Source organism: Massilia aurea, from assembly GCF_040790145.1.
GTDB classification, from domain to species: domain Bacteria; phylum Pseudomonadota; class Gammaproteobacteria; order Burkholderiales; family Burkholderiaceae_D; genus Telluria; species Telluria aurea_C.
This window is the reverse complement of the sequence record NZ_JBFMMP010000008.1, coordinates 168078-182589: the sequence shown is the minus strand read 5'-3', so window position 1 is coordinate 182589 and position 14512 is coordinate 168078. Positions and strand designations below refer to the sequence as shown.

Here is a 14512-nt window from a genome sequence, read left to right as displayed (position 1 = left end):
GGGCGGGTGTCTCTTGCGGGGGCGGGGCGGGGCGGGGCGGGGGTGGGTTTTTTTTCGTGGGGGGGGCGGGGGGCGGGGCCCCCCCCCCCCCCCCGGGCCGCGCCAACCCTACGTCACCCAGCAAAATCAACCGGCGCCAATTTTAGCCAGCATGCTCCAGCGCCGGCACCGGCGCCATCGCCAACCGCGCAATCGCAAACGTATTGCGCCCCTTGCGCTTGGCCTCATACAACGCGCTGTCGGCCAGCTCGCTGATCGACAGCGACGTCACATCCGCCGCATCGGCCAGTGCGATGCCGATCGTGGCGCTCACCGAAATCGGCTGCGAGCCGAGCATGAACGGTGCTTCCATCGCCTGCAGGATCTTCTTGGCCACCATCTCGACGTCGCGCGGTGAACTCACTTCGTCGAGCAGCACCGTGAATTCGTCGCCGGCCAGGCGCGCCACCATGTCGGAGCTGCGCACCACCTTGCGCACGCGCCGTGCGAATTCGACCAGCACCATGTCGCCCACCGCGTGGCCGTGGGTGTCGTTGATCTGCTTGAAGAAATCGATATCGAGATAGAACAGCGCAAAGGCCCGCTCGCGTTGCGGCGCACGTTCGACGGCCGCCTGCAGCGCCAGCTCGAACTGGCGCCGGTTTGGAATGCCGGTGAGCGCATCGGTGTGCGCCAGCGCGTGCAGGTTCCGTTCGTGCATGCGCGCGGCGGTGGCGTCGGTCGTCAAGATATACACGCCCACCACCTCGCCGTCGCGCAGATGTGGCAGGAACGTCGAGTGCACGATGCGGATGTGCTTCTTGCGCACGATGTCGTGCTCGCACTGCGACGCCTTGCCCAGCCAGGCGTCGTCCAGCGCTTCCTTCTGCTGCAGGTAGAAATCTTCGCCGAAGGCTTCCACCATCGTCTGGCCCACCACCTGCTCGGACGCCTTGCCGAGCCACGACTGGTGCACCGCGTTGGCGAACACGTAGCGATGGTCCTGGTCGAGGTGCGCAATCAGCACCGGCAGGTTATCGGTAATGGTGCGCAGGCGTTCTTCGCTGTCGGCCAGGCGGTCGCGCGACGCCTTGAGTTCGGTGACGTCTTTCATCGCCACCACCGCGCCCAGTGTCTTGCCCTGGGCGCTGCGCAGTGGTCGGCCGCTGGCAATCAGCGTGTATGGCGCACGGCCGGCTGGCGCGATCACCATCGCGCCGTCACGCACGATTTCGCCCTTGAGCGCGCGCACCAGCGGCACGTCGTCCATGGTCATCACGGTCTGACCGTCGCCGTGGTACAGCGAGTAGAACTGCGACCATTCCGCTGGCGCGATCGCCTTCAGGTCGTGCCCATGGAGTGCGCGCGCGGTGCGATTGAACAGCGTCAGGTTACCCACGGCGTCGCACGCCACCACGCCCACATCGATCGATTCGAGCACCGCGTCGAGCAGCTCCTGCTTTTCTTCCAGCTGCTGCTGCGTGCGGATGCGTTCGGAAATGTCATTCACAAACGCGCCGATGTAGCGTGCGCCGTTCCATTCGTGGGCCGCGACCGTCATCTGGATCGTGATCTGGCGCCCGCTCTGGGTCAGCGCCGGCAGTTCGACGTTCTGGTTCAGATACGGGCCGGTGCCGGTGTCGAGCAGGCGGCGGATGCTGGCGTCGTGCTCCTGGCGCTGCTGCGCCGGCATCACCAGCTCGGACAGCTGGCGGCCGCGCGCATACTCGCCCGACCAGCCGAAGATGCGCTCGGCCGACGTGTTCCAGGCCACCACGACGCCGTTGCTGTCGGCGCCGATAAAGCCGCTGAACGACGCGTCGATGATCGTGCGGTTCCAGGCTTCGCTCTCGCGCAGCAGGGCTTCGGCCGCTTCACGCTGCGTCACTTCGCGCGACAGTTGTTCGACCTTGTCTTCCAGTTCGGCGGTGCGGGCGACAATGCGGCCTTCGAGTTCGGTGTTGAGCGACTTGAGCGCCTGCTCGGCGAGCATGCGACCGGTGACCGCCTTCATGTGATTGAGTTCGATCTCGACCAGCCCGGCCAGGTCGGCCAGCACCTGGCGCTGCTCCTGGCTCAGGCGGCGCGGCGCGCGGTCGATGATGCACAGCGTGCCCACGGCCTCTCCGCCACTGTAGACCGGATGCCCGGCATAGAAGCGGATATGCGGCTCGCCCGTCACCAACGCGTTGTCGGCAAAACGCGGATCGAGCGCCGCGTCTTCGACCACGAGCAGCGCGCGCGCCTGCACCGCATGGCTGCAGAACGACACCGAGCGCGGGGTCTCCGACGCTTCCAGGCCATGGTGCGACTTGAACCACTGGCGCTTGGCGTCGACCAGCGAAACCAGCGCGATCGGCACGTCGAACGTCATCGCGGCCAGCCGTGTATAGCGGTCGAACCGGGTTTCGGCGGGCGTGTCGAGAATCTGCAATTCGGCCAGCGCGGCAAGGCGGGCCTGTTCAATGAGCATTTGGGTGACGATGATGAAACCTCTTCCATGTTCCGGATTTGGGACGGCGGGGCTGGACGGCCCCGTCGACACGGCGCCGGGTAAGGCGAGCCACGTCGAAATGGTAGCATGCAGTACTGTGCGGAAACTACAGGTTCCGTGCCATGCGTAGCGTGGCGTTGACGCTTTTTTGACAACTTCTCGTGATACATCGGTACAGGCGCGCAACGACCATTCGGCGCTGACCCGATTGGTGGCAAAGTCGTCGTGTCAGCGCTGCCGGAACCCATCGACGGCGCGCCGCCCGAGCGCTGGATCGTCGGTGAAGATTACATCGACGCCGGCGTCGAGATAGGCGCGTATCTCACCGGCGGCGTCTCCCCGCGTGCTTGGTGAGGTGACGGGATGTGCGCGCAACCCGGCCGGCAAAAATGGATTCTCGGGCCGCAGTGTCCATACATGCACCGGCAACCCGGCGGCGTGCGCGGCGCGCACGAACGATGTCGGCGCGCCCAGATTGTCGTTCGCATCGCGCGGTATCACGATGCTCTTGTGCGGCGCCACCACGTCGGCGTAGGTCGCGATCTGCGCCAGGCCCGCCGGCGTGATCATGTCGGCGTATGTCAGGCCCGTGCCGGCGGCCACCGCATCGTACGGCGCCTCGGTCGGTACGCCCACCAGCTGCACCAGGCGGTAGCCGCTCATCGCGCGCAGCGCCTTCAGGTTGCTCACTTCGAACGACTGGATGAACACGGCGGCATCGCGCCCCCGATACCCGTTTGCCATCAGCACGTCGACCACGCGCCGCTCGAGCGGCAGGCCGATGGTCGCGAAATACGTCGAATGCTTCAGTTCCGGCACCAGGCCGATCGTGCGCTTGCGCGTCCGGCTTTCGCGCCCGACCAGGTCGATGATCTCTTGCAGCGTCGGGATGGCGAACTGGCCGTCCCAGGCGGTGTTGGCCGGACGGTTGAGGGGAATGCGTTCGCGCGCGCGCAGCTGTTTGAGTTCGGCCAGCGTGAAGTCTTCGGTGAACCAGCCGGTGATGGCCACGCCATCGATCGTCCTGGTCGTCTTGCGGCTGGCGAACTGCGGCAGCGCGGCGACATCCGTCGTGCCCGAGATCTCGTTCTCGTGGCGCGCCACCAGCACGCCGTCGCGGGTGGCCACCAGATCCGGCTCGACGCTGTCGGCGCCATCCTCGATGGCTTTTTGATAGGCAGCCAGCGTGTGTTCTGGCCGCAGGGCCGACGCACCGCGGTGCGCGACGACGCTCGGCGCGGCGGGCCACGACGGGCCGGGGTTTTTCAGGTCATGCGTGAGGCTGGCGCAGCCGGCAAGCAGAACAAGTGCAAGCGCAGCGCTACCGACACGCGAGCAGGATGGGAAACATGTACGCACTGGATTCTCCGGTTGTCAGCTTGCCGTGCCATGGTCACGATGTTCGGTGACCGCGGCATGACAGCCACTGTCAGGCGGTATCAGGCGGATGGCCCCTTCACCACTGCCTCGATCCGATGGCCGTCGGGGTCGACCAAAAACGCGGCGTAGTAATGCGGGCCGTAGTCCTCGCGCAGACCGGGACCGCCATGGTCGGTCCCACCGGCGCGCAGCCCTGCCGCATGAAACGCGTCGACTGCGGCGCGGTTGGGTGCAGCGAAAGCGATGTGAAAGCCGGGGCCAGGTGCTGATGCTGTGTCGCGCTGCTTGAGGCACAGGATGTCTTCGTCATCGTTCAAGCCGTAGCCAATGGCCTCGTCATCCTCGAAGACGCGCCGGAAACCCAGCGCGCCGAGCGCGCCATCGTAGAAGTGGGCGCTTGCATTCAGGTCGCGCACGCCCAGCGACAGATGGTGAATCATGGGATCTTCCTAGATATCCAGATGTGAAATCAGCAGGCGGCGCGCATCGATGTCGTTCTGGTGATCCTGCCCACCCTCCCCTTGCGCGCCAAGCGAGATCCCGACCGACATGATGTCGATGAGAAGCAGCTGCAGGATGCGCGAGATCATCGACAGGAAACTCGTGCTGTCTTCGCTGTGGTCGACCGCCAGGCACACGCTGGCTTTCTTCGCCAGCGGCGAGCGGCTGGCCGTGATGGCGATGATGGCGGCGCCGCGCGCGCGCGCCGTGTCGACCGCCTCGAGCAGTTCCGGCAACTGCCCGCCGGTGGAAATCGCGATCACCACGTCGCCCGGGCCCAGCAAGCCGGCAGCGAGGTTGAGCAGGTGCGAGTCGCCGTAGGATGCGGCCGGGATGCGAAAGCGGAAGAACTTGTGCTGGCCGTCGAGCGCCACCGCGCGCGCATTGCCCAGCGCGTAGAACTCGACCCGGCGCGCACGCCGCAGCAGCTCGATGGCGCGGTCGATCGCGTGCACGTCGAGCGCATCGCGAAACTTCAGGATCGCCGAGACCGTGTTGTCGATCACCTTGGCCGACAAATCATGCGTGCTGTCGGTTACGCGCACCTGGCTGTGGCGCACGGGGATCGTGCCGGTCAGGCTGCCGGCGAACTTGAGCTTGAATTCGGCCAGGCCCTGGAATCCCAGAGACCGGCAAAAGCGGATTACCGTCGGCTGGCTCACGTCGGCCAGGCGTGCGATCTCGGCGATCGGCTCGGACAGTACCTTGCGTGGATGCTCGATCACGAGCGCGGCCACGCGCTGCTCGGCCGGCGATAACTCGTGCAGCAGTTGCTGCACGCGGTCGGTCAGCGTGTTGGCGCCGCTGCGTCCGCGCAGGTGCTCGGACAGGATCGCCGAGACGCCGTACAGCGCCGGGTTGGGGGTCATGATGATGTAGGTCGGGATCTGGGCGATGTAATCCCGGAAGCGCCCCTTGGCCTCGAAGCGCGCGCGAAACGGCGACTGCGCAAACCAGGCGCCCATGCGCGGCACGATGCCGCCGCCGATGAACATGCCGCCGAAAGCGCCCAGCGTCACGGCCAGGTTCGCGGCCGCGCTGCCCAGCATGCCGGCGAAGGTCTCGAGCACCTCGAGGCACAGCGGATCGTGCGCATCGAGCGCGCCGCCGACGATATCGGCGGTGCTGCGCGGTGGCGCATCGACGCCGTTGCGCTCGGCCAGCGCGCGGTAGATCAGTTCGATGCCGGGGCCGGAGATCAGGCGCTCGTTCGAGACGTGCTTCCATTCGCGCCAGGCGTATTGCAGGATCGCGAACTCGCGCGCGTCGCTGGGTGCGAAGTTGACGTGGCCGCCCTCGCTGCCGAGCGTAACGAAACCGTCGATGGTCGGGATCACGCCCGAGACGCCAAGGCCGGTGCCCGGCCCGAGCACGCCCGCCACGGCATGCGTCTGCGGCGCGCCGCCGCCGATCTGCAGCAGATCTTTCGGCTGGAAGCCCGGCAGCGCCATCGCCAGCGCGGTGAAGTCGTTGACGATCAGGAGCGTCGACAAGCCAAGCGCGCGGCGCACGGCATCGGTCGAGAACTGCCACTCGCGGTTGGTCATGCGAATCAAGTCGCCGCTGATCGGATTGGCCAGCGCAAAGGCCGCGTGGTGGATGCGGCCACCCGGATGCTGCTCGAGGTAGGCGTGCAGCAGCGGGACGATGCCGTCGAAGTCGTCGCAGAGCAGCACCGCGACCTGGCCCAGGACGCCGGGCGCCGTCTCGAGGCCAAGGCGCGCGTGAGTGGCGCCGATGTCGGCCAGCAGGCGCGGGCCGTCGGCAAAGGCGGCGCGCGGGGGTTTGCTTTTCGGGTCAGGGTCTTCCGTCATCGGGCAAGGATAGCATTGAACGAATGGCAAAAGAATGGGTGTGGGGGATGCTGGCAAGCTTGGATTCCCGCCTTCGCGGGAATGACGTGCCGAGGTAGCGGGCCAGAGAACGGTTCGCTAGCCATCGTCTGAAAAACCGTCGTTACCGCGGAGGCGGGAACCCAAGTTCTCACAACGAAGCCCCGAACACAAGATCAGCGCACCAGCCCCTTCAACAGCGCCTTGTGAAACTGCACCGGATCCTGCATCTGCGGCGCGTGTCCCATCTCGGGGAACGTCATCAGGACCGAGCCCGGAATGGCTTGGCGCGTCTTCTCGGCCAGCACCGTGTAGTTGCCCAGCTTTGGCCGGATCTCGGCCGGCGCTGCATCCTTGCCGATCGCGGTCGTGTCCTTCAATCCCATCAACAGGAACGTCGGCGTTTTGATCAGCGGGAACTCATGTACCACCGGCTGCGTGTAGATCATGTCGTAGATGAGCGCCGAGTTCCAGGCCACGACTTCCTTGCCCTTGCCCCGGTACATCCCGACCAGCATCTGCACCCACACTTCGTACTCCGGCTTCCACTGGCCGTTGTAGTAGGTCGTGCGCTCGTACTCGCGCACGCGCTCGGCCGACGTTTTCAGTTCGCGCTCATACCATTTGTCGACGCCCAGCGACGGCACGCCCAGGTTCTTCCAGTCTTCCAGCCCGATCGGGTTGATCATCACCAGCTGGTCGGTGAGCTCCGGATACATCAGCGCGTAGCGCGTGGCCAGCATGCCGCCGGTCGAGTGGCCGATGATGATCGCCTTCTTCACGCCGATCGAGGCCAGCAGCTTGCTGGTGTTATCGGCCAGTTGCTGGAACGTGTACTGGTAGTGCTGCGGCTTGGTCGACTTGCAAAAGCCGATCTGGTCGGGGACCACGACGCGGTAGCCGGCCTGGCTCAACGCATTGGTAGTGCCGGCCCAGGTCGCGCCGCAGAAGTTCTTGCCGTGCATGAGCACCACGGTGCGGCCATTGGGCTTGGCTGGCTTGACGTCCATATACGTCATCTGCAGGTCGACGCCCTGCGATTTGAAACGGTATTGCTGCGTCGGCGCGGGATACGCGAATTCTTCCAGCTCGGCGCCGTAGACTGGCTCAGTGACCAGCGGCTCGGCGGCGGCTTGCGCATGCGCCTGGACAGGGATGAGAGCGAGCGTGAAAGCCGCAGCCGCGACGGCGCGGGCAAGACGTGTAATGACGATCATGGGGGCGGTCGAAAAGTTGACGGAACCGCCAGTCTAGCGCAGTTCGTGACCAATCTGCGCCCCCTTCGAGCCTCAGTCCTGCGCGATCAGCGCGACCTGCGCGGCCGTGGCAAATTGCACCTTGCCGCCCTTGACCACGGCCGTCTTTCCCGTGTACCAGTCGCGCACCGTGGCGCCGTCGCTGAAGACGCCGGCGACGGAAATCGCCACCGGCTCTTTCGTCGACATGTCCAGCGCGACGACCACGCGGTCGCTCACGCCGTTCTGCTCCCATGTGCGCTTGAACGTGTACGGGCTCGAGCCGAGCATCTGGTGCTTGCCGGCGCCAACGGCCGGATGCGCGGCGCGAAAGCGCCCCAACAGCGCCCAGTGCGCGCGGATATCGGCCACGCGGTGCAGGCCGCGATCGGCGTTCGCTGCCAGCTCGTCCCAGTTCATGAACGTGCGCAGGTTGGCGTCGCCCTCGGCGCCGTCGAACTTGAGGATGCGCGCCGTTTCGTCGCCGTAGTAGATCTGCGCCGCGCCGGGCGCCAGCAGCAGCATATTGGCCGACTTGAACGGCTGCTGGCGCAGCGGATCGAACGGGCTGCTGTCGTCGTGCGAGCTGACGTAGTTCAGCACCGAGAAGCCTTTCATCTCGCCGTGCAGGATGGTTGAATATTCCGAGAACACCTGCTCGTACGGGCGCTTGGCGTCGCTGCGCAGGCTGAAGCTGATCATGCTGTCGAAGCCCTGGTCGAGATAGTCGACGAATTCGCCGCCGCCCAGGTCGAACTTGCGTGCGTGCTTGATCTCGTAGTTGTAGACCTCGGACACCATCCAGAACGGCAGCTGGTCGAGACGCTTGGCAGGGTTGGCGCGCTTCCAGTCAGCAAACGCCAGGCTTGCTTCCTGTTTCAGTTCCTTCCACAGGCCAGGCTCGGTGTGCTTGACGGTGTCGGCGCGGAAGCCATCGATGCCGAACTTGCGCACCCAGTCGGCGTGCCACTTCATCAGGTAGTAGCGGGGCGCGCGCGGATAACCGGTGCGCTTGAAGAACGCATCGAGCTCTTTCACTTCGCGCTCGTAGCGTCCTTCTTTCTTCCACTTGGCCACCAGGTGCGGCGGCAGGTCGACCGGCTTGTCGCTGCCGGTATAAAAGTCGGGCAGGTTCGCCACCAGCGTGCAATCCATCGTCGTGCGCGCATCCTTGTAGGTGCACTGCGGACCGGTGCGCACCCACGACGCGGGCCACACCTTGTCTTGCGGCGTGACCGGGCCGGTGTGGTTCATCACCACGTCGAACACGATGCGAATGCCCTTGGCGTGCGCGGTGTCCACCAGCGTGCGCAGTTCGTCCTCGGTGCCGAAGGCGGCGTCGAGCGCCGTGAAATCCCTGGCCCAGTAACCGTGGAAGGCATAGCTCTTGCCGGTGCCTTCATCGGTCGCGCCGTGGATCTGTTCGATCACGGGCGTCATCCAGATCGCGTTCACGCCCAGGTCGGTGAAATACCCTTCCTTGATTTTTGCCGTGATGCCGGCGATGTCGCCGCCCATGAAACCGCGCAGCGGCGCCGCGTCGTCCTTGCGCCCGTATGCCTTGTCGTTGGCCGGGTTGCCGTTGTTGAAGCGGTCCGTCAGCAGGAAGTAGACGGTCGCGTTCTCCCAGACGAACGGCTTGCCGGCAGGCGCCGGGCCGGGCAACTGGGCGCTGGCCGGCGACATTGCGCCGAAGGCAAGCAGCATGGCGGTGGCAAGGACGGGTAGTTTCATGCGGGGTTCCTGTGTAGTGGATGCGTCAGGTGACGACGGTGGGTTCGCTGCGGCCGGTGCGCTGGCGCAGGTTGGACAAGCGCTCGGCCAGGTCGATCAGGCCCTGCAGCGCCGCCTGCGTTTCCAGGTTGTGGCGCGCCGGATCGGCTTCGTAGCGTTCGAGATAGACGCGCACGGTGGCGCCTTCGGTGCCGGTGCCGGACAGCCGGAACACGATGCGCGAGCCGTCAACCATGATGATGCGGATGCCCTGCTTGGTGGAGACCGAGCCGTCGACCGGGTCGGTGTAGGCAAAATCGTCGGCCAGCGCAATAGGATGACCATCCAGCGTTTTGCCCGCCAGTTCGGGCAGTTGCGCGCGCAGCGCGTCCATCATGGCGTTGGCGGCGGTGGCATCCACCGCTTCATAGTCGTGGCGCGAATAATAATTGCGGCCGAAACGGGCCCAGTGCGCGGCCAGCAGCTGTTCGACCGTCTCGCCGCGCACGGCCAGCAGATTAAGCCAGAACAGCACGGCCCACAGGCCATCCTTTTCGCGAATGTGGAACGAGCCGGTGCCGTAGCTCTCTTCGCCGCACAGGGTCACGAGGTTCGCATCCATCAGGTTGCCGAAGTACTTCCAGCCGGTGGGCGTTTCGAAGCACGCGATGCCCAGGGCCTCGGCCACGCGGTCGGCGGCCATCGAGGTGGGCATCGAGCGCGCGATCCCGGCGATGCCGTCCGCGTAGCCCGGCGCCACGGTGGCGTTGGCGGCGATGATGGCCAGGCTGTCCGATGGTGTCACCGCGATGCCGCGACCCACGATCATGTTGCGGTCGCCGTCGCCGTCGGAGGCGGCGCCGAAGTCCGGTGCATCTGGCGCGGCCATCGCGGCGATCAGCTCATGGGCATTGACGGGGTTCGGATCCGGATGGCCGCCGCCGAAGTCTTCGCTCGGCACGCCGTTGACGACGGTGCCGGCCGGCGCGCCGAGGATGCCTTCGAGGATCGTGCTGGCGTACGGGCCGGCCACCGCGTGCATGGCGTCGAAGCGCATCGAAAAGCCGCTCGCGAACAGGCCGCGGATCGCGTCGAAATCGAACAGGCGGCCCATCAACTCGGCATAGTCGGCGACCGGGTCGATCACCTCGATCACCATGTTCTCGAGGCGCGTCGTGCCCAGCACGTCGAGATCGACGGCCGGCGCATCGCTGATGCGGTACTGCGTCACCGTCTGCGTGTGCGCGAAGATCGCGTCGGTGATTTTCTCGGGGGCCGGGCCGCCATTGTCGATGTTGTACTTGATGCCGAAGTCGCCATCCGGCCCGCCCGGATTATGGCTGGCCGAGAGCACGATGCCGCCCTGGGCCGCATGCTTGCGGATCACGCAGCTCACGGCAGGCGTGGACAGGATGCCGCCCTGCCCCACCAGCACGCGCTCGACGCCATGGGCCGCGGCCATGCGCAGGATGGTCTGGATCGCGTCGCGGTTGAAGTAGCGGCCATCGCCGCCGACGACTAGGTGACGGCAGGCGCCCTCGCCCAGCGTCAGGAAGATCGACTCGACAAAGTTCTCGAGATAGCCGGGCTGCTGGAACTCGGTGACTTTCTTGCGCAGCCCCGACGTGCCGGGCCGCTGGCCGGCGAACGGGGTGGTCGCGACGGTCTGGATGGTCATGCTCTCTCCTGTCAAAAGTAATCGTCCACAACATGGTCGGACAGTGCCGACAATGTTGATAAAACGTTACGATACGACAGACGCCTGATTTGCGGCGCGCATTCGCGCTATAAATTTCACACGGCGGCCTTGACCGGCGCCGCCTTGTCCGTCACCAGAAGGGTCAGCAGCGCGGCGACGAGCATGCAGGCGCCGCCAAGCACCAGCGTCAATACCGCGTGGCCGCCGAACAGGTGCTTGGTGACGAAGCCGAGCAGCAGGCCGCTGACGATCTGCGGGATCACGACGAAGAAGTTAAACAGGCCCATGAAATACCCCATGCGCTTGGCCGGGAGCGAGCCGGCCAGGATCGCGTACGGCATCGTCAGGATCGACGCCCAGGCGATGCCGATGCCGATCATCGGCACGACCAGCATCTGCTTGTCGGTGATGAGGAACACGCTGGCCAGGCTCAGGCCACCGATGGTGAGGCACGTCGCGTGCACGATCTTGCGACTGGTGGCGCGGGCGAACACCGGCAGGATGAACGCGGCCAGCGCCGAGACGCCGCTGTACACGGCGAACATGATGCCGACCCAGCTGCCGGCGTCCTGGTAGGCGGCCGACTGTGCATCGGTGGTGCCGTAGACGGTGTCGGCAATCGCGGTGCCGGTGTAGATCCACATCGCGAACAGCGCGATCCAGGTAAAGAACTGCACGAACGCCAGTTGCACCATCGTGCGCGGCATCTTGGCGAAGCCGCCGAAGATTTCGCCGATGGCCACGCCCACGCTGCGCGAGGCGGCGCGCTCTTTCTTGAACGCCTCCATGTCGGGCGGCGGCAGTTCGTCGGCGAACACCACGGTCCAGGTCACGGCCAGGAAGAACACGAGGCCGCCGGCGTAGAACGCGTAGCGCACCGTATCGGGGATCACGCCGCCGACGACGGCGTTCGACACGCCCAGGCTTTCGAAGAAGGTCGGCAGCAGTGACGCGATCACCGCGCCGCAACCGATGAAGAAGGTCTGCATCGCGTAGCCGGCGGTCTGCTGCGACGGATCGAGCTTGTCGCCGACAAAGGCGCGGAACGGCTCCATCGACACGTTGATCGCGGCGTCCATCATCCACAGCACGGCCACGGCCATCCACAGCGCCGTGGAGTTCGGCATCAGGAACAGGGCAATGGCGGCCAGCACGGCGCCGACGAAGAAGAACGGCCGGCGACGGCCCCACTTCGGGTGCCAGGTGTTGTCGCTCAGGTAGCCGACGATCGGCTGCACCAGCAACCCGGTGACCGGTGCTGCGAGCCAGTAGAGGGAAAAGTTTTCGGGGTCGGCGCCGAGGGTGGCGAAAATGCGGCTGGTATTGGCGTTTTGCAGCGCGAAGCCGAACTGGATGCCGAAGAAACCGAAGCTCATGTTCCACAACTGCCAGAACGACAGGCGCGGCTTGAGCACGATCGATTGCATATCCATGGGTGTCCCTAATCTGGCCCGCCGAAAATACGGGCTATGTTATCTATATCTGTAGCAAAATAACATGAGGGTATGCGAGTGTCAATCGTGACTATCCCATAGAGAGACTGGGCGACGGTTCAGTGGTGCGGATGGGGTTTTGTAGTCAAACAACAGTGGCAAAAAGCTGACGCGACCCCAGACCGCCACCCCAAAAACGTCGTTCCCGCGGAGGCGGGAACCCAAGTCCGTTGTGCGGCCACTTACAGTTGATGTAGTGGCGGCACGAAGAAACTTGGGTTCCCGCCTGCGCGGGAACGACGTGCTCAAGTACGTAGAGAAAGGGTTAGTCCTTGCTGCTCTCACCCTTGCGATGCGGCTTCTTGCCCGGCATCGGCTTGTCGGTCACGCGGCGGTCGGCGCCGCTTTTCGTGAACGGCTTCTTGGCGCCGGGCGCCGCCACGGCTGGCGTTTCGCCATCGCGCGTGATTGCCAGCTGGCGGCCGGCGACCCAGATCGACTTGAGCTGCGTGAACAACTCGGCCGGCATGTCCGACGGCAGGTCCAGCGTCGAATAATCGTCATAGATCTCGATGCGGCCGATGTGCTTCGACGGGATGTTCGCCTCGTTGGCGATCGCGCCGACGATATTGCCCGGCTTGGCGCCATGGGCAAAGCCCACTTCGATGCGGAACGTCGCCATGCCTGGCTCCGGGTCGCGCAGTACGCGCTCTTTCTTGAAGCCCGGCTCGCGCGCAGGGCGCGCCGGACGCTCTTCCCAGTCGCCACGTGGTGCGCGCTCGTGGCTGCCGCCAAATTCGCGCTGCGACGGCATGCTTTCGGGACGCGTCTCGCGGTCTGGTTTGGTCAGCAGCAGCGGCTCGTCGCCGCGCGCCATCTTGGCCAGTGCGGCGGCGATGTCGATCGCCGGCACGTTGTCGTCGCGCTCGACGTCTTCGATCAGGGCGCGGAAGACTTCGAGGTTGCCTTCGGCGAGCGTGGCGCGGATCTGGTCCTTGAAACGCGTCATGCGCACTTCGTTGACGGCTTTCACGGTCGGCAGTTCAAGTGGCGAGACCGGCTGGCGGGTAGTGCGTTCGATCAGCTTGAGCAAGCTGCGCTCGCGCGGGGTGATGAACAGGATCGCTTCGCCGCTGCGGCCCGCGCGGCCGGTACGGCCGATGCGGTGGGTGTAGCTCTCGGGATCCGATGGCACGTCGTAGTTGATGACGTGGCTGATGCGCTCGACGTCGAGGCCGCGCGCGGCGACGTCGGTCGCGACCAGGATGTCGATCTTGCCGCGCTTGAGGTTATCGATCGTGCGCTCGCGCTGCTGCTGGGCGATGTCGCCGTTGATGGCAGCGGCCGAGAAACCGCGCGCCTGCAGCTTGGTCGCCAGTTCTTCGGTGCCGAGCTTGGTGCGCGCGAAGATGATCATGCCGTCGAATGCTTCGGCTTCCAGGATGCGGGTCAGCGCGTCGAGCTTGTGCATGCCGGCCACCAGCCAGTAGCGCTGGCGGATATTGTCGGCGGTGCCGGTCTTGGCCGCGACCGTGATCTCTTGCGGCTCGCGCAGGTAGGTCTTGGCGATGCGCTTGATCGCTGGCGGCATCGTGGCCGAGAACAGCGTGGTCTGGCGCGTGGCCGGGGTCTTTTGCAGAATCTGCTCGACGTCGTCGATGAAGCCCATGCGCAGCATTTCATCGGCTTCGTCCAGCACCAGCGTGGTCAGCTTCGACAGGTCGAGCGAGCCCTTCTGGATGTGATCGATGACGCGGCCTGGCGTGCCGACGACGACGTGGACACCACGGCGCAGCGACGACAGTTGCGGGCCGTAGCTCTGGCCGCCATAGATCGGCAGCACGTGGAAACCCTTGATGTGGGCGGCGTAGCTCTGGAACGCTTCGGCGACCTGGATCGCCAGTTCACGCGTCGGCGCGAGCACCAGCGCTTGCGGCGCGGTCTGCTTGACGTCGATGTTCGACAGGATCGGCAGCGCGAAGGCCGCGGTCTTGCCGGTACCGGTCTGGGCCTGTCCCAACACGTCGCGCCCTTCCAGCAACAGGGGAATGGTGGCTGCCTGGATCGGCGACGGCGTTTCGTATCCGACGTCTTTCAATGCTTTCAGGACAGGCGCCGAGAGATTGAGGTCGGAAAACGATGGGATTGGGGTGTCTGACATAGAGGAAGTTGCTCTTAATAGTAGGTACGAAAGCGACAGTTTATACCGTTGCCTCGTTAGGGGCGCGAAATTGCAGGGACGCAAC

General features: G+C 65.3%; 9 protein-coding genes. All 9 read right to left on the bottom strand.

Going from position 1 to position 14512, the window contains the following annotated elements; translation table 11 throughout:
• Positions 1 to 142 precede the first annotated feature (142 nt).
• Positions 143 to 2452: a sensor domain-containing diguanylate cyclase gene (locus tag AB2N08_RS13865; RefSeq protein WP_367611235.1), complete on the bottom strand. Its 2310-nt coding sequence runs from the start codon at positions 2450 to 2452 to the stop codon at positions 143 to 145.
• A 249-nt stretch (positions 2453 to 2701) separates the two neighbouring features.
• A complete protein-coding gene (locus tag AB2N08_RS13860; RefSeq protein ID WP_370662419.1) occupies positions 2702 to 3832 on the bottom strand; it encodes a glycerophosphodiester phosphodiesterase in 1131 nt (376 codons plus the stop codon).
• 80 nt (positions 3833 to 3912) lie between these two features.
• Positions 3913 to 4293 (bottom strand): VOC family protein, encoded by a 381-nt coding sequence (locus AB2N08_RS13855; RefSeq protein WP_367611234.1) that lies wholly within the window; start codon positions 4291 to 4293, stop codon positions 3913 to 3915.
• Between the two features lie 9 nt (positions 4294 to 4302).
• Positions 4303 to 6168 carry a glucokinase gene (gene glk / locus AB2N08_RS13850; protein WP_367611233.1) on the bottom strand — a complete coding sequence of 622 codons (1866 nt, stop codon included), beginning with the start codon at positions 6166 to 6168 and terminating at the stop codon, positions 4303 to 4305.
• Positions 6169 to 6362: 194 nt separating this feature from the next.
• Positions 6363 to 7403, bottom strand: a complete 1041-nt coding sequence (locus AB2N08_RS13845; protein ID WP_367611232.1) for an alpha/beta fold hydrolase — start codon at positions 7401 to 7403, stop codon at positions 6363 to 6365.
• 72 nt (positions 7404 to 7475) lie between these two features.
• Positions 7476 to 9155, bottom strand: a complete 1680-nt coding sequence (locus AB2N08_RS13840; protein ID WP_367611231.1) for an alpha-amylase family glycosyl hydrolase — start codon at positions 9153 to 9155, stop codon at positions 7476 to 7478.
• Positions 9156 to 9180: 25 nt separating this feature from the next.
• Positions 9181 to 10812 (bottom strand): alpha-D-glucose phosphate-specific phosphoglucomutase, encoded by a 1632-nt coding sequence (locus AB2N08_RS13835; RefSeq protein ID WP_367611230.1) that lies wholly within the window; start codon positions 10810 to 10812, stop codon positions 9181 to 9183.
• Between the two features lie 116 nt (positions 10813 to 10928).
• Positions 10929 to 12266, bottom strand: coding sequence for an MFS transporter (locus tag AB2N08_RS13830; protein WP_367611229.1), 1338 nt, complete (start codon positions 12264 to 12266; stop codon positions 10929 to 10931).
• 325 nt (positions 12267 to 12591) lie between these two features.
• The gene (locus AB2N08_RS13825) at positions 12592 to 14427 is read right to left on the bottom strand and encodes a DEAD/DEAH box helicase (RefSeq protein ID WP_367611228.1); all 1836 of its coding nucleotides are present in this window, start codon (positions 14425 to 14427) and stop codon (positions 12592 to 12594) included.
• Positions 14428 to 14512: the final 85 nt, after the last annotated feature.